We start from the raw sequence: 23820 nt of genomic DNA, 5'->3' as shown, positions 1-23820 counted from the left end.
CGCAGGAGTGGGAGGCGGAGCGGAAGGGGTGCGGCCGTGGCGCAGGTGGACCTCAACAGCGACCTCGGCGAGGTCTGGCGCGGCGTGCCGACCGCCGATGACGACGCCATGTTCGCCCTCATCACGAGCGCGAACGTCGCCTGCGGCTTCCACGCCGGGGACGACGCGTCCATGCGCGACGCCGTCCGCCGCTCGACGGCCCACGGGGTGTCGTTGGGAGCCCACCCCTCCTACCGGGACGAGGCGGGCTTCGGGCGCCGCGACCAGGACCTACCCGCCGAGGTGCTCGAAGCGGAGGTCCTGGAGCAGCTCCGCGCCCTGCAGCGAGCGGTCGACGAGGTCGGCGAAGCCGACGGGACCGCCGTGGGGCTCGCCTACGTGAAGCCGCACGGCGCCCTCTACAACCGGATCGCGCACGACCGGGTCCAGGCGCGGGCGGTCGTCCGGGCGGTGGTCACGGCCTCCGAGGAGCTCGGGCGACCACTTCCCGTGCTCGGGATGCCCGGCTCCGTGATCGAACGCGAGACCCTCGTCGCCGGGCTCCGCTTCGTCGCTGAAGCCTTCGTCGACCGCGGCTACCGCTCCGACGGTTCGCTCGTCCCGCGTGATACCCCCGGGGCACTGGTCACCGATGAGACCGCCGCCGCCCGCCGCGCCGTCTCCCTCGTCCTCGACCGACGCATCACCAGTGTCGACGGTGCCGACGTCGAACTCGACGCGGTCTCGCTCTGCGTGCACGGCGACACCCCGGGAGCCGTGTCGCTCGCCACGGCGGTCAGGACCGCCCTGCTGGACGCCGGCGTCGCACTGGTCGCGCCGTGGTGAACACGGACACCTCATCGGGACCCGTGCTCCGAGCGATGGGGGAGGAGGCCGTACTCCTCGAACTCGGATCGCTCGAGGACGTGCTGCTCGTGCACCGGGCGCTCGCCGCGTCGCGCCCGGCGGGGCTGGTCGACCTCGTCCCGGCCGCCCGGACCGTGCTCGCCGTGACGGACGCGCGGGGTCCGGCGCTCGCCGCGGTGGGTACCTGGTTGCTCGCGACCGCTGAACGGGCGCTCGCACCCGGCGCGGGAGGCTCGACGGTCGCTGTCGAGGAGGAGCTGGCGCGGCCGGACGTCGTCATCCACGTCCGCTACGACGGACCGGACCTCCGCGAGACCGCGGAGCTGCTCGGCATGGAGGCAGCGGATCTCATCGCCTGGCACACCGCTCGCGCATGGACCGTCGCCTTCAGCGGCTTCGCGCCGGGATTCGCCTACCTCGTCCCGGAACGGGAGGACGAGACGATCGGCCGGCCACTCGAGATCCCGCGATTGAGCGTGCCGCGGACGACCGTCCCCGCGGGTTCGGTGGCGCTCGCCGGGACGTTCAGCGGCGTCTATCCGCGAGCCTCCCCGGGCGGGTGGCGCATCATCGGGACGACCGACGCCGTCCTGTGGGACGATGCAGCGGACCCGCCCGCCCTCCTCGTCCCCGGCGGCCGGGTGCGCTTCGTGCAGGTCGTCGCATGATGGGCGGGACGCTGCTCGTAGAGGCGGCGGGACCGGCGACCACCGTGCAGGACCTGGGTCGACCTGGGGCTGCGGCCCTCGGGGTCAGCCCGTCCGGCGCGCTCGACCGCGGCGCCCTGCGCCTCGCCAACCGTCTCGTCGGCAACCCGGAGGGCCGTGCGGCGCTCGAGGTCGTCCTGGGCCCGTTCGTGGCCGTCGCCGAGGTCGACCTCTGGATCGCCGTGACCGGTGCGTGGGGTCCGATCACCGTCGACGGCAGGCCGTCCGACGGGCACCGCGCCGTCCGCGTCCAGGCCGGCTCCCGGCTCGAACTCGGCGCGGCGACCCACGGGCTCCGGTACGTCCTCGCCGTCCGCGGCGGCTTGGACGGCCCGCAGCTCCTCGGCTCGCGGTCGACGGACACCCTGGCCGGCCTCGGCCCGGCACCGGTCGTCGCCGGCGATCGACTCCCCGTCCTCCCCACCCCGCGCCGCCGCGTCCCTCCGCTCGACATCGCCCCGTGGACGCGGCCCGACGCCGGGGAGCGTCTCGTGCGGATCTCGCCGGGGCCCCGCTGGGACTGGTTCGACGACGCCTCCCTGCGGTGCCTGGTCGAGCAGCCGTGGACCATGACGGCCGACGCCGATCGCATCGGGATGCGCCTCGACGGGCCGCCGCTCGAGCGACTCGATCCCGGTCGTGAGCTGCCGAGCGAGGGCATGGTCGCCGGGGCGGTCCAGGTGCCGCCGAGCGGTCTGCCGACGATCCTGTCGGCCGACCACCCGGTCACCGGCGGGTATCCGGTCGTCGCGGTCGTGCGTGCCGCGGACCGAGACCTCCTGGCGCAACTCCGGCCCGGTCAGCGTCTGCGGTTCAGCACGGGTTGACGGGAACACCGAGGGCGACGCGGCGGTTATACCGGAAAGTCGAAAACTCGTCAAGGAAACAGTAGACACGCCGAAGATTCCGGCATATAGTTGTTCTTTGCGCTCCCAGAATCTCTATGCCTTCATATTGCGGTCGGCTGGTGTGCGGGTCCAACCCGCCACATGTTCTCTTTCTGGTGAGTAACTCCACTGACGACCAGTAACTCGGCCCCCAACAGGCCTCCGGAGGTTATCCCCTTGGCTGCTGCGCGCAACGCAACCACCAACTCACCCAAGAACGGCCGCGGAGCATCCCGCCTCTCGTTCGCGAAGATCACCGACACGCTCACGGTTCCAGACCTCCTGGCTCTGCAGACCGAGAGCTTCGACTGGCTGGTCGGCAACGACGTGTGGAAGGCACGCGTCGCAGAAGCCACCCAGGCCGGCCGACAGGACCTGCCCACGAAGAGCGGCCTCGACGAGATCTTCGAGGAGATCTCGCCCATCGAGGACCTCGGCGAGACGATGCAGCTCTCCTTCGCCAACCCGTACCTCGAGCCCGAGAAGTACTCCATCGACGAGTGCAAGGAGCGCGGCAAGACGTACGCGGCCCCGCTCTACGTCGAGGCCGAGTTCATGAACCACCTCACCGGTGAGATCAAGACGCAGACGGTCTTCATGGGCGACTTCCCGCTCATGACCGAGCGCGGTACCTTCATCATCAACGGCACCGAGCGTGTCGTCGTCTCGCAGCTCGTCCGCAGCCCGGGCGTGTACTTCGAGTCGGCTCAGGAGAAGACCTCCGACAAGGACATCTTCTCCGCTCGCGTCATCCCGAGCCGTGGTGCCTGGCTCGAGTTCGAGATCGACAAGCGCGACCAGGTCGGCGTCCGCATCGACCGCAAGCGCAAGCAGTCCGTCACCGTGTTCCTCAAGGCGCTCGGCATGACGAGCGAGGAGATCCTCGAGGAGTTCAAGGGCTACGAGTCGATCGAGCTCACCCTCGAGAAGGACACGATCCTCACCAAGGAGGACGCGCTCCGCGACATCTACCGCAAGCTCCGTCCGGGCGAGCAGGTCGCAGCCGAGGCCGCGCGTGCGCTCCTCGACAACTTCTACTTCAACTCGAAGCGCTACGACCTCGCGAAGGTCGGCCGGTACAAGATCAACAACAAGCTCGGTCTCGACAAGCCGCTCAGCGACTCCGTCCTGACGACCGACGACATCGTCGCCACGATCAAGTACCTCGTCGCCCTGCACCGCGGAACGGCCACCCTCCCGGGTGTCCGCAACGGCAAGCCCGTCGACCTCCGTCTCGACACGGACGACATCGACAACTTCGGCAACCGTCGCATCCGCGCCGTCGGCGAGCTCATCCAGAACCAGGTCCGCACCGGTCTGTCCCGCATGGAGCGCGTCGTCCGCGAGCGCATGACCACGCAGGACATCGAGGCCATCACGCCGCAGACCCTGATCAACGTGCGCCCCGTCGTCGCCGCGATCAAGGAGTTCTTCGGGACCTCGCAGCTGTCGCAGTTCATGGACCAGAACAACCCGCTCGCGGGTCTGACCCACAAGCGTCGCCTCTCGGCGCTCGGCCCCGGTGGTCTGTCGCGTGAGCGTGCAGGCGTCGAGGTGCGAGACGTCCACCCGTCGCACTACGGCCGCATGTGCCCGATCGAGACCCCGGAAGGCCCGAACATCGGGCTCATCGGTTCGCTCGCATCGTTCGCGCGGATCAACTCGTTCGGTTTCATCGAGACCCCGTACCGTCGCGTCGTCGACGGCCGGGTCACCGAGGACATCGACTACCTGACCGCGATGGAAGAGGACAACTACATCGTCGCGCAGGCCAACGCTCCGCTGAAGAGCGACGGCCACTTCCAGGAGGACCGCGTCCTCGCCCGGAAGAAGGGCGGCGAGGTCGACCTCATCCCGTCCGAGGAGATCGGCTACATGGACGTCTCCCCGCGCCAGATGGTGTCGGTCGCGACCTCCCTCATCCCGTTCCTCGAGCACGACGACGCGAACCGCGCACTCATGGGTGCCAACATGCAGCGTCAGGCCGTCCCGCTCCTCATGTCGGACTCGCCGCTCGTCGGTACCGGTATGGAGGGCTACGCAGCCATCGACGCGGGTGACGTCGTCACCGCCGACAAGGCCGGCGTCGTCCAGGAGGTGTCGGCCGAGTCCGTCACCATCCAGCTCGACGAGGGTGGCACGCAGACCTACTACCTGCGCAAGTTCGACCGCTCCAACCAGGGCACGAGCTACAACAACCGCGTCATCGTCTCCGAGGGTGCACGCATCGAGGCCGGCGAGGTCATCGCCGACGGCCCCGCCACGGAGAACGGCGAGCTCGCGCTCGGCAAGAACCTCCTCGTCGCCTTCATGACGTGGGAGGGTCACAACTTCGAGGACGCGATCATCCTCAGCCAGAACCTGGTGAAGGACGACGTCCTCTCCTCGATCCACATCGAGGAGTACGAGGTCGACGCCCGCGACACCAAGCTCGGCAAGGAGGAGATCACCCGTGATCTCCCGAACGTCAGCCCGGAGCTGCTGAAGGACCTCGACGAGCGCGGCATCATCCGCATCGGTGCCGAGGTCCGCCCCGGCGACATCCTCGTCGGCAAGGTCACGCCGAAGGGTGAGACCGAGCTCTCCGCCGAGGAGCGCCTGCTCCGCGCCATCTTCAACGAGAAGAGCCGCGAAGTCCGCGACACCTCGCTGAAGGTCCCTCACGGTGAAGCCGGCACGATCATCGCCGTCAAGGTGTTCGACGCACAGGACGGCGACGACGAGCTCGGCTCGGGCGTCAACCAGCGTGTGGTCGTCTACATCGCCCAGAAGCGCAAGATCACCGAGGGCGACAAGCTCGCCGGCCGTCACGGCAACAAGGGTGTCATCGCGAAGATCCTGCCCGTCGAGGACATGCCGTTCCTCGAGGACGGCACGCCGGTCGACGTCATCCTCAACCCGCTCGGCATCCCCGGTCGAATGAACTTCGGTCAGGTCCTCGAGATCCACCTGGGGTGGATCGCGAAGCAGGGCTGGAACGTCGAGGGCAAGCCCAGCTGGGCCAAGAAGCTCCCGGCTGCCGCGCACTCGGCCGAGCCGAACACCAAGGTCGCGACCCCGGTGTTCGACGGCGCCTCCGAGGAGGAGATCGCCGGTCTGCTCGACTCGACCAACGTCACCCGCGACGGCGACCGCCTCATCGGTTCCTCCGGAAAGGCCCGTCTGTTCGACGGCCGCTCCGGCGAACCGTTCCCGGCACCGGTCTCGGTCGGCTACATGTACATCCTCAAGCTGCACCACCTCGTGGACGACAAGATCCACGCGCGTTCGACGGGTCCGTACTCGATGATCACGCAGCAGCCGCTCGGTGGTAAGGCTCAGTTCGGTGGACAGCGCTTCGGTGAGATGGAGGTCTGGGCCCTCGAGGCCTATGGAGCCGCGTACGCGCTCCAGGAGCTCCTGACCATCAAGTCCGACGACATCCTCGGCCGCGTCAAGGTGTACGAGGCCATCGTCAAGGGCGAGAACATCCAGGAGCCGGGTATCCCCGAGAGCTTCAAGGTGCTCATCAAGGAGATGCAGTCGCTGTGCTTGAACGTCGAGGTCCTCTCGGCCGACGGCACCGCGGTGAGCCTGCGCGACACCGACGACGACGCGTTCCGCGCCGCCGAGGAGCTCGGGATCAACATTTCCTCCAGGTTCGAGTCGTCGTCCATCGACGAGATCTAAGCCTGACCACTGTAGAGACTGACGAAACCTTTCATAGGAGATACATTGCTCGACGTCACAACTTTTGACGAGCTTCGCATTGGTCTGGCCACCGCAGACGACATCCGTGCCTGGTCGCACGGAGAGGTCAAGAAGCCCGAGACCATCAACTACCGCACCCTCAAGCCCGAGAAGGACGGTCTGTTCGGTGAGCAGATCTTCGGTCCTTCCCGCGACTGGGAGTGCGCCTGCGGCAAGTACAAGCGGGTCCGCTTCAAGGGCATCGTGTGCGAGCGCTGCGGTGTCGAGGTCACGAAGTCGTCGGTGCGCCGTGAGCGCATGGGCCACATCGAACTCGCCGCCCCGGTCACGCACATCTGGTACTTCAAGGGTGTCCCCTCGCGCCTCGGCTACCTGCTGGACATGGCGCCCAAGGACCTCGAGAAGGTCATCTACTTCGCGGCCTACATGGTCATCGATGTGGACGAGGACGCACGTCACCAGGACATGCCCGGCCTTGAGAACGAGCTCCGTCTCGAGATCAAGACCCTCGGCGACCAGCGCGACTCGCGCATCGCAGACCGCCTGAAGAAGCTCGAGGACGACCTCGTCGCCCTCGAGGAGGAAGGCGCCAAGAGCGAGCAGAAGCGCCGCACCAAGGACGCCGCCGAGAAGGAGATGAGCCAGACCCGCAAGTCCTACGACGAGCAGATCGCTCACCTCGAGCGCGTCTGGGAGGACTTCCGCAACCTCAAGGTCGGCGACCTCAAGCCCGAGGACTCCGTGTTCCACGAGCTTCAGGACCGCTTCGGCCTGTACTTCGAGGCCTACATGGGTGCCGAGGCGGTCAAGAAGCGCCTGCTGTCCTTCGACCTCGCGGCCAAGTCCGAGCTGCTCCACCACCAGATCGCGGAGGGCAAGGGTCAGAAGAAGATCCGCGCCATCAAGCGTCTGCGCGTGGTCAACTCGTTCCTCATCACCGGCAACTCGCCGGCGGCGATGGTCCTCGACGTGGTCCCGGTCATCCCGCCGGAGCTCCGCCCGATGGTGCAGCTCGACGGTGGCCGCTTCGCGACCTCCGACCTCAACGACCTCTACCGTCGTGTGATCAACCGCAACAACCGTCTGCGTCGTCTGCTCGACCTCGGGGCTCCCGAGATCATCGTCAACAACGAGAAGCGGATGCTGCAGGAGGCCGTCGACGCACTGTTCGACAACGGTCGTCGTGGTCGCCCCGTCACCGGTACCGGCAACCGTGCCCTGAAGTCCCTCAGCGACATGCTGAAGGGCAAGCAGGGTCGATTCCGCCAGAACCTGCTCGGCAAGCGCGTCGACTACTCGGGCCGTTCGGTCATCATCGTCGGCCCGCAGCTGAAGCTGCACCAGTGTGGTCTGCCCAAGCAGATGGCGCTGGAGCTCTTCAAGCCGTTCGTCATCAAGCGCCTGATCGACCTGAGCCACGCTCAGAACATCAAGGCCGCGAAGCGCATGGTCGAGCGCAGCCGTCCCGAGGTCTGGGACGTGCTGGAGGAGATCATCCGCGAGCGTCCCGTGCTGCTGAACCGTGCGCCAACGCTGCACCGTCTCGGCATCCAGGCGTTCGAGCCTCAGCTCGTCGAGGGCAAGGCCATCCAGCTGCACCCGCTCGTCTGCGCCGCGTTCAACGCGGACTTCGACGGCGACCAGATGGCTGTCCACCTCCCGCTCTCCGTCGAGGCCCAGGCCGAGGCGCGCATCCTGATGCTCGCGTCGAACAACATCCTGAAGCCGTCCGACGGCCGTCCGGTCACCCTGCCCACGCAGGACATGATCATCGGTCTCCACCACCTGACCACCCTCAAGGAGGGTGTCGAGGGTGAGGGCCGTGCCTTCTCGTCCGTCGCCGAGGCCATCCTCGCGAAGGACCAGGGCTCGCTCGACCTCAACGCCAAGGTGCGCATCCGTCTGACCGACGTGACGTTCGCCGAGGGCACGGGTCCTGAGGGCTACGAGGGCTCGGGTGTCGCACTCGTCGAGACGACCCTCGGTCGCGCACTCTTCAACGAGGCGCTGCCGGCGGACTACCCCTACGTGGAAGACGTGGCGGACAAGGGCAAGCTGTCCTCGATCGTCAACGACCTCGCGGAGCGGTACCCGAAGACGGTCGTCGCCGCCACGCTCGACAACATCAAGGACGCCGGTTTCCACTGGGCGACGCGTTCCGGTGTGACCGTTGCGCTCAGCGACGTCCTGACCCCGCCGAACAAGCGCGAGATCGTGCAGGGCTACGAGAAGCAGGCCGCCAAGGTCCAGAGCCAGTTCGACAAGGGTCTGACCACGGATGCCGAGCGTCGTCAGGAGCTCATCAAGATCTGGACGGAGGCCACCGAGAAGGTCGCCGAGGCCATGCGCGCGAACTTCCCGGCGGACAACACCATCAACCGCATGGTGTCGTCGGGTGCTCGTGGTAACTGGCTGCAGATCCGCAACATCGCGGGTATGCGAGGCCTGGTGAACAACCCGAAGGGTGAGATCATCCCTCGCCCGATCATCTCCTCCTACCGTGAGGGCCTGTCGGTCGCGGAGTACTTCATCGCGACCCACGGTGCTCGTAAGGGTCTGGCCGACACGGCGCTCCGTACCGCCGACTCGGGATACCTCACGCGTCGTCTCGTCGACGTCTCGCAGGATGTCATCATCCGCGAAGACGACTGCGGCACGACCAAGGGTCTCGAGCTCGCGATCGCGAACGTCGACAGCTCCGGTGAGCTCGTGCGCGACCCGAACGTGGAGAACTCCGTGTTCGCCCGTTCGCTGGCCGCTGCTGCGGTCAACCCGAAGGGTGAGGTCGTCGCCGAGGCCGGCGAGGACGTCGGTGACGTGCTCATCGACAAGCTCGTCTCCGCGGGTGTCGAGAACATCAAGGTGCGCTCGGTCCTGACCTGCGAGTCGACCGTCGGTGTGTGTGCAGCCTGCTACGGCCGCTCGCTCGCCACGGGCAAGCTCGTCGACATCGGCGAGGCCGTCGGCATCATCGCGGCCCAGTCGATCGGTGAGCCCGGTACCCAGCTGACGATGCGTACCTTCCACACGGGTGGTTCGGCATCGGCGGACGACATCACGCAGGGTCTGCCCCGCGTGCAGGAGCTGTTCGAGGCTCGTACCCCCAAGGGTGCGACCCCGATCGCCGAGGCCGCCGGTCGCATCACGATCGACGAGAACGACAAGGCTCGTAAGGTCATCCTGACGCCCGACAACGGCGACGAGCCGGTCGTCTACCCGGTGCTGAAGCGTGCGGTCCTCCTCGTCGAGGACGGACAGCACGTCGAGCTCGGTCAGAAGATCCACGTCGGTGCGGTCGACCCCAAGGAGGTTCTGCGCGTGCAGGGCGTCCGCGAGGTCCAGAAGCACCTCGTCGGTGGCGTCCAGGGCGTGTACCGCTCGCAGGGTGTCCCGATCCACGACAAGCACATCGAGGTCATCGTGCGCCAGATGCTGCGGAAGGTGACCGTGGTCGACCACGGCGACACCGACCTGCTGCCCGGCGAGCTCGTCGACCGCCTGCGTTACGCCGAGCTCAACCGCTCGGCCGTGTCGGAGGGTCGTCGCACCGCATCGGCTCGCCAGGAGGTCATGGGTATCACCAAGGCGTCCCTCGCGACCGAGTCGTGGCTGTCGGCCGCTTCCTTCCAGGAGACCACGCGTGTCCTCACGCAGGCCGCCATGGAAGGCAAGAGCGACCCGCTGGTCGGCCTCAAGGAGAACGTCATCATCGGTAAGCTCATCCCGGCCGGTACCGGCCTGGCGCGCTACCGCAACGTGACGGTCGAGGCCACCGAGGAGGCGAAGGCGGAGCGTTACCCGAACCGCATCTTCGGTGAGGACGGCGCGTTCAACGAGTCCGACCTGAGCTTCGTCGACTTCGACAGCTTCAGCTCCGACGACTTCACCCCCGGTAACTACAACTAGGGCTGAACGACTCACCCGGAGGGCCCGTCCCGATCGTTTCTCGATCGGGACGGGCCCTCCGTCGTTCGTTCGCCCATTCCTGGGCGAGCGAACGACGATTCGCCCAGGAATGGGCGAGTGAATCGAGTACCGGTGAGTTGTGTGGCGGGTCTCCGCACGACATGCTGGTCCGATGAGTGATCAGCCCGAGCAGCCCACCGGCCAGTTCCAGCCGCTGGAGCCGGACGCGACTCCGGCGCAGCCAGACGTCCGCTACGGTGCTCCGGCACCCAAGCGGAAGCGCAATCCCGTCGTCATCGGTCTGAGCGTGCTCGCCGGTGTGCTGGCGATCGCGCTCGTCGTGGTCATCGGGCTCCTGGTCGTCGGCCCGGGCGGTACCCCTGCCGCCGACTCGACCCGTACACCGAGTGCGACGGCGACCGCCGGCTCCTCTCCTGCTCCGACCGCGACCGACGCCGCGGAGACGCCCGCTGCGCCGGTGCGTCCGACCGAATGCACCCAGCTCTTCCCCGCCGGCTACATCGAGTCGCTGACGGCGGACGGCTTCCTCGAGTTGAATCCCGCCTGGTCGCAGCCGCTGTTGTCCGAGAGTTTCGGGTCGAACGACGAGGCCTTGGTGGCCTTGCTCACCCCGACGGACCGACTCACGTGTGACCTCACGAAGGCGAGCGGTGCCGGTGAGGTCTTCATTCTCACGAACGTGGCCCAGGTGGAGGGGGACGTCCAAGCGGCGGCGGAGGCCAGGATGTCCGAAGCCGGGTTCACCTGTTCCGAGGAGACCGGCGGGACGATGTGCTTCACGGAACGCGCGGACCCCTCAGGGAACACCGTCGGTGAGCGCCATTTCCTGCGTGACGGCACCTGGGTGGCCACCCGCTGGGCGAATGTCGCCATCACGGGGTGGACGCAGACCATCGTCTCGACGCTGTTCCCCGCCTGACAGGTCCTCCCGGTCGCAACTCAGGACGCGCGCGGTGTGTCCCGCCCACGAGGCGGTGAGTCGGGTCGGCGCGCCGGCGCCGCCCTGAGTTGTGAACCGGGCGGGACCAGCTAGGCGATGCTCCAGTAGTACACGGAGGCGCCGGGGTGGATGACGGTGATCGCCTCGTCCACGGTGCGGTAGTCGGTGTCGTCGGTGTGCCCGGCGTAGTACACCTGGGTGCCGGCGTCGGTGGTCTCGACCTTCGACACGATGCCCGTGTGGTCGCGGTCCCCGCTGTTGTCCCAGTCGAACTGCACGATGTCACCGACCTTGACCTGGTCGCGCTGCGTGTCGTCGAGAGCGGTGGCGAGCTCGGGGTGCTCCTCGACGTAGTTCATGAAGAACGTCGAGCTGACCCAGGCCTTCGAGAAGTCGAAGTCGTCACCGGTCCCCTCGGCCCACCAGTCCTCGTCCATCGTCCACCCGCGTTCCAGCAGACTCTGGCTGGCGAAGTTCGCGCAGTCGGTGTCGACCAGGGAGCCGTATTCAGCCAGGTTGTAGTCGTTCCAGTGCGTGAACACGTAGGCCATCTGCGCGTCGACGGGGCTCGTGATGTCGTAGCTGTAGCTCAGCGCGTCACCGTCGACACGGAGCTCGTCCGCGTAGACGGCGATGCCGACGTCGGCGGGGGAGAAGCCGGTGGCTGCCGGCACGGCGACGGTCACCTCGGTGCTCGTCGCCGACAGGATCCGGGCTTCCTCCTCGCCGAACACGACGCGGGTCACGCCGTCCACGTCGACACCGCTCACGGTGAGGGTGCTGCCACCCGCGACGGAACCGGTCGTGGCGGAGATCGAGGTGACCGCCGTGGCGTTGACCGTGGAGGCCGGGACCGTCGACGTCGTCCCGTCCAGAGCCTGCGCGGCCGGTTCGGACCCGGTCGCGTCGGAGTGCTGCAGCGCGATCGGGGTGATCACCGCGGTGGCGAGGAGGAGGGCGGCTCCGGCAGCGGCGCCGGCGACCACGCGTCGCCCGCGCAGGGGGAGGGCGCGGTAGCGCGCGGAGAGCCGGCCGAACGGGGAACGGGCGTCGGCGTGACGGGCCTGGGGGAGGTGCTCGGGCATGGGGCCTTTCCTGAGGATGCGCCGTGGGGGATCGGCGTCGCGGGATCGGCTGTGATCCGACAGATGTCTGTTAGAGCCCCTACTCAACCGTGCGGAGCTGAGGGGACCGTTTCCTCCGGATATGAATCGGACCTGAATCGGGTCGACGGGAGTGAGCGAGTCCCGGCGAGGTTGCCGGGCATCCGCGTCCCGGCTTGCTACCGTGGCGAGCGGAGCGCCGTGAGGGCGCTCCTGAACTGGCTTCCGCCGAAGGAGTACGCGATGAGCACCCAGAACCCCGAGCCCGGATCGCCCACCGACCCGAGCACTCCGGCGGCTGCCCAGACCGCGTCTGGCTCCGCGCGTCCCACGACCGCGGCCGAACAGCCCGCGGCCGAGCGGCCCGTGGCCGAGCGGGACATCCTCTCCGAGGACACCGTGCAGCAGGACACCATCACCACGGCGGACGGCGTCGGGGCGGACCCGGTCGTCGACGACCGCCGGGTCGCAGACCGCGCCGACACGGCCTCGGACGCCGGGGTGCGCGAGACGCGTCCCTACCAGCCGCACACGCCGCAGCGTGCGTACTCGAACATCGACTTCGACGACGACGACACCGCCGGTACCCCGACCTCGACCACCCGGCAGGCCGACACCGGTGCCCACCCGTACCCCGCGGCAGCCTACGAGCCGGTCGCCCGCTCCGGCGCGACCGCGACTGCCACCGCCGCGGAGACCGAGCAGCAGCAGGCCTTCCCGCTGTACGTCCAGGCACCGTCCGAGCCGGAGGTCCGCGGCAACCGCGGCTTCGGCATCCTCATCGGTCTCCTCGGTACCATCATCTTCGCCGGCCTCTACGCGGCCGCTGTCGCGGGCCTTCAGCTGGTGCTGGAAGGCGACGGCACGTTCGTCGAGAACCTCATCCAGATCGCCACCAGCTGGCCGTTCCTCATGGCCGCCGCAGGCTTCTTCCTGGCCTGGGTCGTCACCGCGACCATCGTGAACCGTTCCGGCTGGGTGCACTGGGTGCTCGGCGGCTTCATCATCGGCCTGGTCGTCTTCCTCGCGTGGGTCGGCGGGTTCCTGATCCAGGAGCGCGCGTGGACGCTCAGCATCGACGAGATCCTCGCCGAGGTCACCGGTGTCGCCTTCACCTTCGGGCCGGTCCTCGCCTTCGTCGTCGCCCGTGAGATCCCCGTCTGGCTCGGTGGTTGGATCGCGGCACGCGGACGCAAGGTGCGCGAGGCGAACATCGAGGCCCGCGCCGAGTACGAGCGCGTCCTCGAAGCCGGACCGACGACCGCCCGCTGAGCATGACCGGTGACGCGGACGGAGCACGTGGCCCCTGGTGGGTCGCCCCGTTCGCAGCGGTCACCTACGTGGCGCTCGTCGTCTGCGCCTTCGGGTTCATCAGCCTGCTGGCGGACCTCGACGTCGTGACCGACCGGGACGCCGGCCCGCTGACCGGTCCGCTCATGGTCGTGGTCGCCACGGCCGTGGTCCTCTGGGCGATCATCCGTGAGACGCGCCGCACACCGCTGCGCGTCTCGGTCGGCTCCGCGGTCCTCGCGGGGCTCCTCGCCTGGCTCGCCTACGGCGTGAGCGGCGGCGTGTTCGACGCGATCGCCAGCCGGGACGGAGCGGACGCCGCCGCCTTCGCGGTGACGACGCTGACCGGACCGTTCTCGGTCACCGTGGGTGTGCTCGCGCTCGTCATCGTCCTCGCGGCCGCCGCTGTCGCGACGTCGTCGACCGGGCGGCGCCCGACCCCGCGCTGGCCCTGGGAGCACGACGCGCGGTGAGCCGATGCGACGTCCACCCGGGGCCGCTCGCGAGGTGCACCGCCCGTCCCTCCCCACGAGGGCGACGGCGTAGGCGATAATCGATCCGTTGCCGTCGTCGGCCGACGGCGCTTGGGGAGGAACCACCGATGAGATCACCCGACCTGACCGACACCGGTCTGGATCTCGACCTCGCGGGGACCGCCGACGACGTCGTCGCCCTCGTCCAACGTGCGGTCGCCGCCTCCGGTGAGGATGCTCAGCAGACCAGGCACTACGTCGCGATCGACGGTGGGACGAGCGCGGACATCCGGTTGCGGGTCGTCTCGGTCGACGACCCCGCGCCACTGCTCGCGTTCGCGATCACGACCGCCCCGTCCGCACGCGGTACGGCGGCGGCGACCTTCATCATGCAGCACGGCGTCCAGAAGCGCCGGCGTCAGCGCTCGTTGCTCGGACAGGAGCCGTTCCTGAGCTTCCTGCGCGCGCTCGCCGAGCTGGTCTCGGAGTCCGATCCCGGCGCGTCCGCCACCCTGCGCGTGCACGGCACGCGCACCGAGCTCGCTCCGCGTCCGGCGGAAGCACCGACCAGCGCCGACGCTGGGCCTGCGGCGACACTCGCGAACATGCCCGTCATGGGCGGAGCGGTCTCCGCGGGCTGGTCTCAGACGGTGACCGACGCGTCGACCCCGTCCCCGGCGACGGCTCCCGACGTCGCGATCCCGAGGGATGCCGATCCGGCGACGGCCTCCGACACACCGGCAGCCGAGCCTCCGGCCCCCGAACCCGCCGTTCCCGAGGCACCGGTGATCGGGGTCCCGACTCGCGCTACAGGTGATCCCGAACCACAGTCGACCCCGTCGAGTTCCGCGCCCGTGCCGTCGCCGGTCGTCGTCGAGCCACCGACTCCTGCAGCACCGCTCCGTGAGCCGCAGGCAGCGCCCGCCCAGACGCGCGCTCCGGCCGCGTCGACGTCCTCCGTCCCGCCCGAGCTGCAGATCACCGTTCCCCCGGGTCTGATCGCCGGCGCTCCGATCGCCCCGGAAGCGCCCGACGCGCCCGCCGGTGCCTCAACGCGCGCCACCGAGCAGGCGCCGGTCCATGCCGACCTCGGCGCGACGGTCGTCTCCGCATCGCTGCGAGCGGGGGACTTCGCGCTCGAGCTGCCCGACGGCGAGCGCATCCCGCTCCGCGGGCCGATCCTGCTCGGACGCAACCCTGCGGCGCGGCCGGAACAGCCCGACGCCGAGCTGCGCTCGCTCGTCGACCCGCGCATGTCCGTCTCGAAGACGCACACGGTCGTCGTACCCGGACGACGGTCGCTCCGCGTGACGGACCTGCACTCCACGAACGGCACGACGATCACGGACGCGTCCGGCGCGGTCACCGTCTGCCAGCCGGGCGAGGCCTACGTCGCGGAAGCCGGGTCGACCATCGGGATCGGCGAGTTCCCGATCCGCGTCGTCGTCGGTTGACGGGCCTCCGGGGCATGGGGAGTGCTCCCCATCGTCGTCACCCGCGCTCTCGGTTACGCTGAACGACGTACCCGCTGAGGAGCCATCGGCGGGCGGCGCAGGTCCACTGCGCCGGTGTCACGAAGGGGAATGATGAGCGAGCAACCACTCGTCGTCGACGGGGACCAGATCCTGGCCGTCGCCGCACCACTGACACCCAGCGGGTCCGGCCTGCCTCAGAACGTCCCGCTCGACTTCTCCGGCAGCTGCAGCAGCACGGTGACCGCCGCGGCGGAGAGCTTCGCGATGTACATCTCCGTGCACGTGGCCCTCGCCGGCGGAGCGATGGTCGAGGCCGGTCGCGCGGCGAGCGACATCGTGACCGCCTGGGAGCAGACCGACGCACAGCTGAACCCGGGAGGAGAGGGCTGATGGCCAACTGGACTGCCGACGATCCGGGGCGGATCGACTCTGGCGCGCTCGGCACCACTGCGACGACCATCCAGACGACCGAGACGAGTCTGACCGAGGCACGCACGGTCGCGGTCACCGCTCAGGGTGGCATCTCAGACGCCATCTGGAGCGGCGACGCCGCGACCGCCTGGGTGTCCTCCCTCTCGACCCCCATCGGCAAGATCGACGCGATCACCCCGGCGATGGCCGCGGTGCGCGACGCGATCGCCACGTACACGACCACGGTCGACGACATCAAGACCCGTGCGACGAGCTACACCGAGATGATCTTCCAGGCCAACATCTCCGCCAACCAGACCTATCTCGACCCGATGGGTGGGCCGACGCCCGAGCAGCAGATGCAGCGCGACCAGGTCCACCAGGCGGCGGTCGCCGATCGGCAGAGCGCGCAGCGCCTCCTCGACGCCCTGTCGGAAGAGCGCCAGGCCGCCGACGAGGCGCTCGCGTCGGCGCTGTCTTCACCGGGTGGTGACAACTGGGACCGGCAGCAGGCCGCCCTCGCGGCCATCGGTATCACCTCCGCATCCGACCTCACCCCGTCCGCCGTCGCCCGCGGCATGGCGGAGATGGCGGCCGAACTCGGGAACGGCACGTTCGAGACCGATCTCGCGGCACAGCTGCAGTCGCTGTACGCGCTCTACGGCAACGACCCGTCCGTCATGGCGCAGATGAATCTGGCGCTCGGCGGCGAGGACCTCATCTCGCTCATCAGCCGGATCGACGACGCCGGTGCGAACGGATGGATGACCCCGGCAGCGGCGCTGCTCCTTGCACAGTCCGTCCGCGGTGGTCTGTCCGTCGGATCCCAGCGTTGGACCGACGCGGTCGGCCAGAACTTCGCGCAGGAGCTCTACGACGGTTCCGCGTCCGTTCATGGCACGGAGAGCTGGACGAGCCTCGCGTTCCTGTTCGGCGACGAACAGGACAACCCGATCGGAGAGACGACGACGGTCGGTCTCGCGAACATCGCCGACGAGATGGAGCGCGGTCTGCCCGGCGCGCACGAGGGCATGTACGGACCCGCACAGGGCGTCATGGGCCCCGGCGGCTTCCTCAGCCTCGCCGAGGCGGAGCAGGCCGGCTACGACGTCAACCGCCTGGGCGACTGGACCTCGCGGGTCTTCAGCACGCTGGGTGAGTACCCCGAGGCCGCCATGGACTGGCTGACCTCGACGGAGCAGGACCCGTACCGCGACGCGCCGCTGTATCCGGACGAGCCCTATGAGAGCAATGAGCTCGGCGCGAACCGTCTCGAGTACTGGTTCGGTCGCCGGGACTCTGGACTCGACGGATTCGAAGGCGTCCTCGCCCTGTGGGCTGGAGCCGAGTCGATCCCCGGAGGCCCCGCCGACCCTGCTGGTGCGGACCCGGATGCGTACACGCGTGTCGCCACGCTCTCACACGATGTCATCGAGCGCCTCGTCGGCAACCCCCGTGACGCGGAGGTCGGTGAGTACGTGCCCGGGAACGACGCGTTCGACGGCAATTCCATCTCCGACCTCGGTGCGGTCAAGCTCGTCGAAGCGTTGTCCTATCAGTTCCCCGGTCTGATCGAGCGTCCCATCGCGGGCGAGCCCATCGGGATCGAGGGCGAGGACATGCCGAGCACGAACCCCTCCTCGATGTTCGGCATCGACGGACTCGACGAGTTCGACTACGCGAACCTGTCCAAGGAGGCGCTGGCGAAGGTGTTCGGTGTCGCAGGCCAGAACGACGCCGGAGCCGCAGCCCTCGACACCGTCGTCGCCCACTATCAGGAAACGTTGAGCGCGACCGTGCAGACGGGGCTGTCCGACCCGGGTGAGGCGTCGAAGCGCATCATGGCGCTGCAGGGCCTCCTCGACGGGTCGACGGACGGTGTGGCCCTGGATGCAGCGGCGGATCGCGATGCCGCAGTCGAGAGTGCGCTCGGGCTGGTCGAGACGGGCGTCGGCTTCCTCCCCATCCCCGGACTGGACAAGCTCGTCGGCGTGACCGGCGATGCCGTCATCGATCACCTGGTCAGCAGCGGATCAGGGTACGTGACCGGTCAGCTCGTCGGGGCGGCCAAGGACGTCGGGCTGTCGACGTGGGGCGCGGCCGAACAACAACTCCTCAACCAGCAGGGCGAGCTCGAGATCCCGCGAGAGCGCGCGGCGGCGGTCACGCTCGGTCTGTTCCTCTACGACACGTTGCAGCCGGCCGGCATGCCGGATCCCTCCACCATGGATCCTGAGGAGCAGTTCGCTTGGGCCTCGGATCCCGACACCATGGACGCGTTCGACGAGCTGCTGTCTCATCGGGACATCGAAGAACTGCAGGGCGACTACTCGAATGCTTATGCAGCGTTCAACGCACATGGCCAGCGGTAGTCGTCTTGGCGGTGTCGCCCTGCTCGCGGCGCTCCTCATGTCCTTGACCGCCTGTACGCCTCCGCCACAGCAGCCACAGCCGTATCCCGACGTGCGGTGGGACGGTGGAGCCCCGACCGAATTCGCAGACTCGGAATGGGTGATGGCCGTCCGTGCTTCGCTCGAGGCACAGGCGGTCGCCCGGAATCGCAACGACTTCACGATCAAGCAGCTCGTGGACACGACCGGGCCGGATCTTCGTGATCGACTGTCAGCATCAGCGGTCCGTACCGTGAGCGCCGGCGAGGTGACTCGTCTCCTGCCAGGTCCCTGGCCATTCACCCCGGTGGTCGTCGATGCGGACGGATCCGGGAAGGCGGAGGTCACGGGCTGCCTGGCGACAAAGTGGGCGAACGACGCTGGAACACCGCCACCGTCGTTCGGAGCGGTCGGGATCACCTACCGCCTCGAACAAGCAAGTGGATCGATCCGTGTCATGTCGACCGCCGGCGCCGATCTGGACTGCTCGCAGACCGAGTTGCCGGTCGGGGTGTTCGATCCGGCGCCGACGCCGAGCGGCGTCACCTCGATCGACGACATCGTCAGGGCAGAACCGGACGCTCGCTAGGCTGATCGGGGTCGCGCCGAGCGACCCGCACTTCCAAGGGGATCCTGCATGCGCATCAAGCTGACGTTGACCAGGCCGTCGGGCTCGTCCGCCGACATCGTCGTGACGACGGACGCGGCGGCGAGCATCGCGGAGGTCGCGTCGACCATCGCGCGCGTCGACCCGCAGGGGCCCGACTCCGCGAACGCCGACTTCACGCTGCACGCCCGCCTTCCCGGCTCGACCGAGACCCTGCCGCTCCCGCCGGAGGCCCCGATCGGTGAGGCGTGGGTCGGTTCGGGTGCCGTCATCGAGCTCGCCGACGCGGGCGTCTACTACTCCGCGGCGCGCACCGGTCAGGCGCCGGCCGTCGCGGTGGTGCGGGTCCTCTCCGGCGATGACGCCGGCCGTGAGTTCACCCTGCCGGCCGGCAGCTGGACCATCGGTCGCGAGGCGAGCTGCGACATCGTCCTCGACGACCCGCTCGTCTCGAAGCGGCACGCACGCCTCGAGGTCGGCGGCGAGATCGAACTCGTCGACCTCGGCGCGGCCAACGGCATCGTCGTCGACGGCGGCATCGTGCCCCGACTCAAGGTCATCGAACCCGAGCGCGTGCTCATCGGCGACACCGAGGTCGAGATCGGGTTCGCCGGGACCGTCGGCCGTGCGGGCGTCGTCCCGAAGGCCGGGCCCGTGTACTTCAACCGCTCGCCGCGCGTCGAACAGCGCTACGCGGGGGAGACCTTCCCCGCCCCCGAGCCGCCGACCGAGCGCGAGAACCAGCCGTTCCCGCTCCTCGGCATGCTGACGCCGATGCTCCTCGGTGGCGCGATGTACTTCTTCACGAAGAACCCGCTGTCGCTCATCTTCATCGCCATGACGCCGCTCATGCTCATCGGCAACTACTTCACCGGTCGCGGGCGCAACAAGCGCAAGCTCAAGCAGCAGATCAAGATCTTCGACGAGCGGCTCGAGTCCCTCGGCAAGCAGCTCGCGGCCGAGCGGGAGATCGAGCACGACGTCCGCATGCGCGAGGCACCGTCCACCTCGGAGGCGCTCAAGCACGCGCTCACGCGTGGGCCACTGCTGTGGACCAGGCGCCCCGAGCACTGGTCCTTCCTGAACCTCCGGCTCGGCGTCGGCACGATGCCGTCGAGGAACGAGGTCTCGGCGAAGGCCCGCGACAGTTTCCTGCCGGAGTTCCAGGAACGGCTCGAGAAGCTCAAAGACCAGTACGCGACCGTCGCCGACGTCCCCATCATCGACAACCTCTACGACGCGGGCGCGCTCGGCATCGCCGGTTCACCGCAGACCGCCGGGGGAGCGGTGAACGGCATCCTCGTGCAGCTCACCGCCCTCCACTCGCCGGCCGAGGTCGTCGTCTCGGCGATCGTCTCGCCCGCGTGGTCGAACGCCCTCTCCTGGGTCAAGTGGCTCCCGCACGCGTCGTCGCCGAACAGCCCGCTCGACGTCGGCCACCTCGCCGACAGCGTGTCGAGCGGCAACCTGCTCCTGGCAGCGATCGAGGAACTCGTCCAGACCCGCCTGCAGGCGGCCAGGGCCGGCGACGCCCGACGTGGAGCCATCTCCGAGAAGCAGGCCGCCCAGGAGCGCGGCGCGGAGATCGGGACCAAGAGCTCCAACGACACCGGCACGAAGTCCCCGATCCCCGCGATCGTCCTGCTCATCTCCGACGACGTCGGCGTCGACCGCGCACGCCTCGTCCAGCTCGCCGAGATCGCGGCGGACGCGGGTGTCTTCCCGATCTGGATCGCCGACGACGTCGTCTCGCTGCCGGCCGCCTGCCGCACCTTCCTGCAGGTCCCGGAGGCCGGCGCCGGCGTCGACGCACCGGCGACGGTCGGCATGGTCCGCCTCGGCTACTCCGTCGACGACGCCCGCCCGGAGTTCGTCGACCCCGTGACGGCCCTCGACTACGCCAGGCGCATGGCGTCCGTGATCGACGCCGGTGCCCTCGTCGAGGACTCGAGCGACCTCCCGCGGTCGGTGTCGATGGTGACGCTGCTCGGGCCGGAGCTCACGACCTCGAGCGACGCCGTGGTCGACCGCTGGCGGCAGAACTCGTCCATCCACGACCGCACGCCCGGGCTCCCGCCGAAGCCCCGCCGGGCCGGCCAGCTGCGCGCGACCGTCGGATCGGGCGGTGTCGACGCCATGCACCTCGACCTCCGATCCCAGGGCCCGCACGCCCTCGTCGGCGGGACGACGGGTGCCGGTAAGAGCGAGTTCCTACAGGCCTGGGTGCTCGGGATGGCGGCCGAGTACAGCCCCGACCGCGTCTCGTTCCTCTTCGTCGACTACAAGGGCGGCTCGGCCTTCGCGGACTGCGTGACGCTCCCGCACTGCGTCGGACTCGTCACCGACCTCAGCCCGCACCTCGTCCGGCGGGCGCTCACGAGCCTCCGCGCCGAGTTGCACTTCCGCGAGCACCTGCTCAACCGGAAGAAGGCCAAGGACCTCCTCGAGCTCGAGAAGCGCGGCGACCCGGACTCGCCGCCCGCCCTCGTCCTCGTCATCGACGAGTTCGCGGCGCTCGTCGGCGAGGTCCCGGAATTCGTCGACGGCGTCGTCGACATCGCCCAGCGCGGTCGCTCGCTCGGGATCCACCTCATCATGGCGACCCAGCGGCCCGCCGGTGTCATCAAGGACAACCTGCGCGCCAACACCAACCTCCGCGTCGCGCTGCGCATGGCCGACGAGTCCGACAGCCAGGACGTGGTCGGCGTCAAGGACGCGGCGCACTTCGACCCGGGCGTGCCTGGGCGTGGCATCGCGAAGACCGGCCCCGGCCGCCTGAGCATCTTCCAGTCGGGCTACGCGGGCGGTTGGACGAGCGACGAGCCCAAGCGCTCCGACATCGAGGTCCGTGAGCTCCGGTTCGGCGGCGAGACGCGTTGGGAGGAGCCCCGCGCGGCCGACGCCGAGGAGGAGCGCGACCTCGGCCCCACCGACCAGCAGCGGCTCGTCGCGAGCATCATCGCCGCAGCCGACCGTGCGTCCATCCCGGCACCGCGCCGACCCTGGCTCGACGAGCTCGCGCCTGTCTACGACCTCAGCAAGCTCCGTCAGCGGTCCGACGCCGAACTCCTCATCGGTGTCGCCGACCTCCCGGACTCGCAAGAGCAGCGTCCGGTCTACTTCCGGCCGGACGTCGACGGCCACATCGCCGTGTTCGGCACCGGTGGCTCGGGCAAGAGCACCGTCCTGCGGACCCTCGCGACGGCGGCCGGCATCACGCCGCGTGGCGGTCCGGTCGAGGTGTACGGCCTCGACTTCGGCGCGGGCAGCCTCCGCATGCTCGAGGCCTTGCCGCACGTCGGATCGATCATCCCCGGCGACGACCAGGAGCGCGTCATCCGACTGCTCCGCCGGATCAAGGAGATCGTCGACGAGCGCAGCGTCCGGTACGCCGAGGCGAACGCGTCCTCCATCACCGACTACCGCCGCGTCTCGGGTCGCAACGACGAGCGCCGCATCCTCCTGCTCGTCGACGGCTTCCAGTCCTTCCGGCAGGAGTACGAGACGACGCTCGGCCTGTCCTCCTGGTACACGCTGTTCCAGCAGCTCATCACCGACGGCCGGCAGCTCGGCGTGAACATCGCGTTCTCGGCCGACCGCCCGGGCTCCGTCCCGACGAACATCAGTTCCGGTGTGCAGCGGCGTGTGGTGCTGCGCCTCGCGGACGAGACCGGCTACCAGCTCCTCGGGGTGCCGAAGGACATCCTCGGCCCCGAGTCGCCCGCCGGCCGGGCGATCGTCGACGGCCTCGAGGTCCAGGTCGCGATCCTCGGTGGTTCGCCGGTGCTGTCGGACCAGTCGGTCGCGACGGTCCGGCTCGCGGAGGCCATGTCCCGCGCGGGAGCCACGATCACGGCCCCGCCGATCGGCGCACTGCCGAAGGAGATCGAGGCGCGCGAACTGCCCGAGCGGGTCGGCGACCGCCCCGTACTCGGCATCGGCGACGCCGACCTAGCGCCGATCGGCTTCGACCCGACCGGCGCGTTCCTCGTCGGCGGCCCTCCCGGCAGCGGTCGGACGAACGCCGTCGCATCCCTGGTCGGCGCCATGCGACGCTTCGATCCGGCGACGCGCTTCGTCTACTTCGGCTCCAAGCGCTCGGAACTGCTGCGGGAGCTTCGCTTCGACGAGTCGGCCGTCACCCCCGAGACGATCGCCGAGCAGGCGAAGGCGCTGTCCGCGGCGATCGCGGCCGAGACGGTGACCGGCCGGACGGTCGTCGTCATCGAGACGCTGTCGGACTACCTCAACGGCATCGCCGACCCGCCGCTCGTGGAGCTCATCAAGGCCATCAAGCGCAGCGACCATCTCGTGATCGCCGAGAACGAGGTGTCAGGATGGTCGTCGTCCTGGCCGCTCATGGGTGAGATCAAGAGCGCCAGGCGGGGCATCCTGCTGCAGCCGGAGCAGATGGAGGGCGACCTCGTCCTCCGGACGACCTTCCCCCGGCTCGCACGCAAGGACTTCCCGCAGGGGCGCGGAATGTACGCGAACCGCGGTGCGCTGTCGCGCGTGCAGCTGCCGATCGCGCCCGAGTTCCCCGTCGCCTGAGCGGCGTCGTCCCCGGATGGGGACTGCATGGGGAGTGCTCCCCATGTGCTCCCGCGAGGCGTTGTGGTTACATGATGAAGGCACCGACGGTGCCGGTGACCACAACGAAGGAGCAAGACTCATGGCCAACATCAACGTCAACTACAGCGAGATCAAGCAGGCCGCCGTCAACCTGACGACGGGTAAGGGCGAGGTCGAGACCACGCTCAACCGCCTCCAGACCCTCATCAACAACCTCGTGTCCTCCGGGTTCCAGACCGACACCGCGTCCGGCACCTTCAACGAGACCTACACGGCCTTCACGCAGAGCGCGACGGTCACGATCCAGCACCTCGACAAGCTGTCGGGCTACCTCAACAACGCTGTGACCACGCTCGAGCAGACCGACGCAGCGCTCGCTGCCGGCGCCGGCCAGTAGTCACCACCGTCGGCTTCGCTCTGCGCGCCCTCCCGACCACGTGTCGGTGAGGGCGCGCGGTTTTTCCGGCGAAGGCGACCCACGGCGACAGCGAGGCAGCATCAC

15 protein-coding genes are annotated in these 23820 nt (G+C 69.0%); 14 read left to right on the top strand and 1 reads right to left on the bottom strand.

Annotation, left to right across the window (positions count from 1 at the left end; genetic code table 11):
* Window positions 1–36 precede the first annotated feature (36 nt).
* The 6 genes from BIU99_RS03700 (at window position 37) to BIU99_RS03675 (ending at window position 10976) form a co-directional block, all read left to right on the top strand.
* Window positions 37–825 (top strand): LamB/YcsF family protein, encoded by a 789-nt coding sequence (locus BIU99_RS03700; protein ID WP_071259563.1) that lies wholly within the window; start codon window positions 37–39, stop codon window positions 823–825.
* Window positions 819–1514: an allophanate hydrolase subunit 1 gene (locus BIU99_RS20230; protein WP_254773560.1), complete on the top strand. Its 696-nt coding sequence runs from the start codon at window positions 819–821 to the stop codon at window positions 1512–1514. The genes BIU99_RS03700 and BIU99_RS20230 overlap by 7 nt, the downstream gene beginning before the upstream one ends.
* On the top strand, window positions 1511–2380 hold the full coding sequence (locus BIU99_RS20225) for a biotin-dependent carboxyltransferase family protein (RefSeq protein ID WP_071259560.1): 870 nt from the start codon (window positions 1511–1513) through the stop codon (window positions 2378–2380). The genes BIU99_RS20230 and BIU99_RS20225 overlap by 4 nt, the downstream gene beginning before the upstream one ends.
* Before the next feature lie 237 nt (window positions 2381–2617).
* Complete coding sequence (gene rpoB, locus BIU99_RS03685; RefSeq protein WP_064296731.1) at window positions 2618–6109, top strand: DNA-directed RNA polymerase subunit beta; 3492 nt, start codon at window positions 2618–2620, stop codon at window positions 6107–6109.
* Between the two features lie 45 nt (window positions 6110–6154).
* Window positions 6155–10036 (top strand): DNA-directed RNA polymerase subunit beta', encoded by a 3882-nt coding sequence (locus BIU99_RS03680; RefSeq protein WP_071259557.1) that lies wholly within the window; start codon window positions 6155–6157, stop codon window positions 10034–10036.
* 172 nt (window positions 10037–10208) lie between these two features.
* Entirely contained in the window at window positions 10209–10976 is a 768-nt protein-coding gene (locus BIU99_RS03675) for a hypothetical protein (protein ID WP_064296729.1), read from the top strand.
* A gap of 110 nt (window positions 10977–11086) precedes the next feature.
* Here the strand turns inward: BIU99_RS03675 and BIU99_RS03670 are convergent, their stop codons facing one another.
* The gene (locus BIU99_RS03670) at window positions 11087–12082 is read right to left on the bottom strand and encodes an amidase domain-containing protein (RefSeq protein WP_071259555.1); all 996 of its coding nucleotides are present in this window, start codon (window positions 12080–12082) and stop codon (window positions 11087–11089) included.
* Window positions 12083–12343: 261 nt separating this feature from the next.
* On the opposite strand from BIU99_RS03670, the gene BIU99_RS03665 reads away from it, so the two are divergent.
* The 8 genes from BIU99_RS03665 to BIU99_RS03630 all read left to right on the top strand — a co-directional run bounded on the left by BIU99_RS03665 (window position 12344) and on the right by BIU99_RS03630 (window position 23715).
* Window positions 12344–13372, top strand: coding sequence for a hypothetical protein (locus BIU99_RS03665; RefSeq protein WP_064296727.1), 1029 nt, complete (start codon window positions 12344–12346; stop codon window positions 13370–13372).
* Between the two features lie 2 nt (window positions 13373–13374).
* Complete coding sequence (locus BIU99_RS03660) at window positions 13375–13863, top strand: DUF6121 family protein (RefSeq protein ID WP_071259552.1); 489 nt, start codon at window positions 13375–13377, stop codon at window positions 13861–13863.
* A 128-nt stretch (window positions 13864–13991) separates the two neighbouring features.
* On the top strand, window positions 13992–15317 hold the full coding sequence (locus BIU99_RS03655; protein WP_071259549.1) for a hypothetical protein: 1326 nt from the start codon (window positions 13992–13994) through the stop codon (window positions 15315–15317).
* A 132-nt stretch (window positions 15318–15449) separates the two neighbouring features.
* A complete protein-coding gene (locus BIU99_RS03650) occupies window positions 15450–15728 on the top strand; it encodes a hypothetical protein (RefSeq protein WP_139205334.1) in 279 nt (92 codons plus the stop codon).
* Window positions 15728–18121 (top strand): hypothetical protein, encoded by a 2394-nt coding sequence (locus tag BIU99_RS03645; RefSeq protein WP_071259546.1) that lies wholly within the window; start codon window positions 15728–15730, stop codon window positions 18119–18121. Before BIU99_RS03650 ends, BIU99_RS03645 begins: the two co-directional genes overlap by 1 nt.
* A complete protein-coding gene (locus tag BIU99_RS03640; protein ID WP_175484348.1) occupies window positions 18108–18728 on the top strand; it encodes a hypothetical protein in 621 nt (206 codons plus the stop codon). The genes BIU99_RS03645 and BIU99_RS03640 overlap by 14 nt, the downstream gene beginning before the upstream one ends.
* 48 nt (window positions 18729–18776) lie before the next feature.
* On the top strand, window positions 18777–23297 hold the full coding sequence (locus tag BIU99_RS03635; RefSeq protein ID WP_064296721.1) for an FtsK/SpoIIIE domain-containing protein: 4521 nt from the start codon (window positions 18777–18779) through the stop codon (window positions 23295–23297).
* Between the two features lie 121 nt (window positions 23298–23418).
* Entirely contained in the window at window positions 23419–23715 is a 297-nt protein-coding gene (locus BIU99_RS03630; RefSeq protein WP_056008215.1) for a WXG100 family type VII secretion target, read from the top strand.
* The last annotated feature ends 105 nt before the right edge of the window (window positions 23716–23820 follow it).

The sequence above is a fragment of the Plantibacter sp. MMLR14_011 genome, assembly GCF_001865025.1.
Taxonomy (GTDB): domain Bacteria; phylum Actinomycetota; class Actinomycetes; order Actinomycetales; family Microbacteriaceae; genus Plantibacter; species Plantibacter flavus_A.
This window is presented reverse-complemented; position numbering and strand designations above follow the sequence as displayed.

Bases quoted from the DNA above. Each gene is read 5' to 3' on its own strand.
- BIU99_RS03635 (WP_064296721.1), top strand. From the start codon at position 18,777: ATGCGCATCAAGCTGACGTTGACCAGGCCGTCGGGCTCGTCCGCCGAC.
- BIU99_RS03675 (WP_064296729.1), top strand. From the start codon at position 10,209: ATGAGTGATCAGCCCGAGCAGCCCACCGGCCAGTTCCAGCCGCTGGAG.
- BIU99_RS03650 (WP_139205334.1), top strand. From the start codon at position 15,450: ATGAGCGAGCAACCACTCGTCGTCGACGGGGACCAGATCCTGGCCGTC.
- BIU99_RS20225 (WP_071259560.1), top strand. From the start codon at position 1,511: ATGATGGGCGGGACGCTGCTCGTAGAGGCGGCGGGACCGGCGACCACC.
- BIU99_RS03665 (WP_064296727.1), top strand. From the start codon at position 12,344: ATGAGCACCCAGAACCCCGAGCCCGGATCGCCCACCGACCCGAGCACT.
- BIU99_RS03655 (WP_071259549.1), top strand. From the start codon at position 13,992: ATGAGATCACCCGACCTGACCGACACCGGTCTGGATCTCGACCTCGCG.
- BIU99_RS03640 (WP_175484348.1), top strand. From the start codon at position 18,108: ATGGCCAGCGGTAGTCGTCTTGGCGGTGTCGCCCTGCTCGCGGCGCTC.
- BIU99_RS03645 (WP_071259546.1), top strand. From the start codon at position 15,728: ATGGCCAACTGGACTGCCGACGATCCGGGGCGGATCGACTCTGGCGCG.
- BIU99_RS03660 (WP_071259552.1), top strand. From the start codon at position 13,375: ATGACCGGTGACGCGGACGGAGCACGTGGCCCCTGGTGGGTCGCCCCG.
- BIU99_RS03670 (WP_071259555.1), bottom strand. From the start codon at position 12,082: ATGCCCGAGCACCTCCCCCAGGCCCGTCACGCCGACGCCCGTTCCCCG.
- BIU99_RS03630 (WP_056008215.1), top strand. From the start codon at position 23,419: ATGGCCAACATCAACGTCAACTACAGCGAGATCAAGCAGGCCGCCGTC.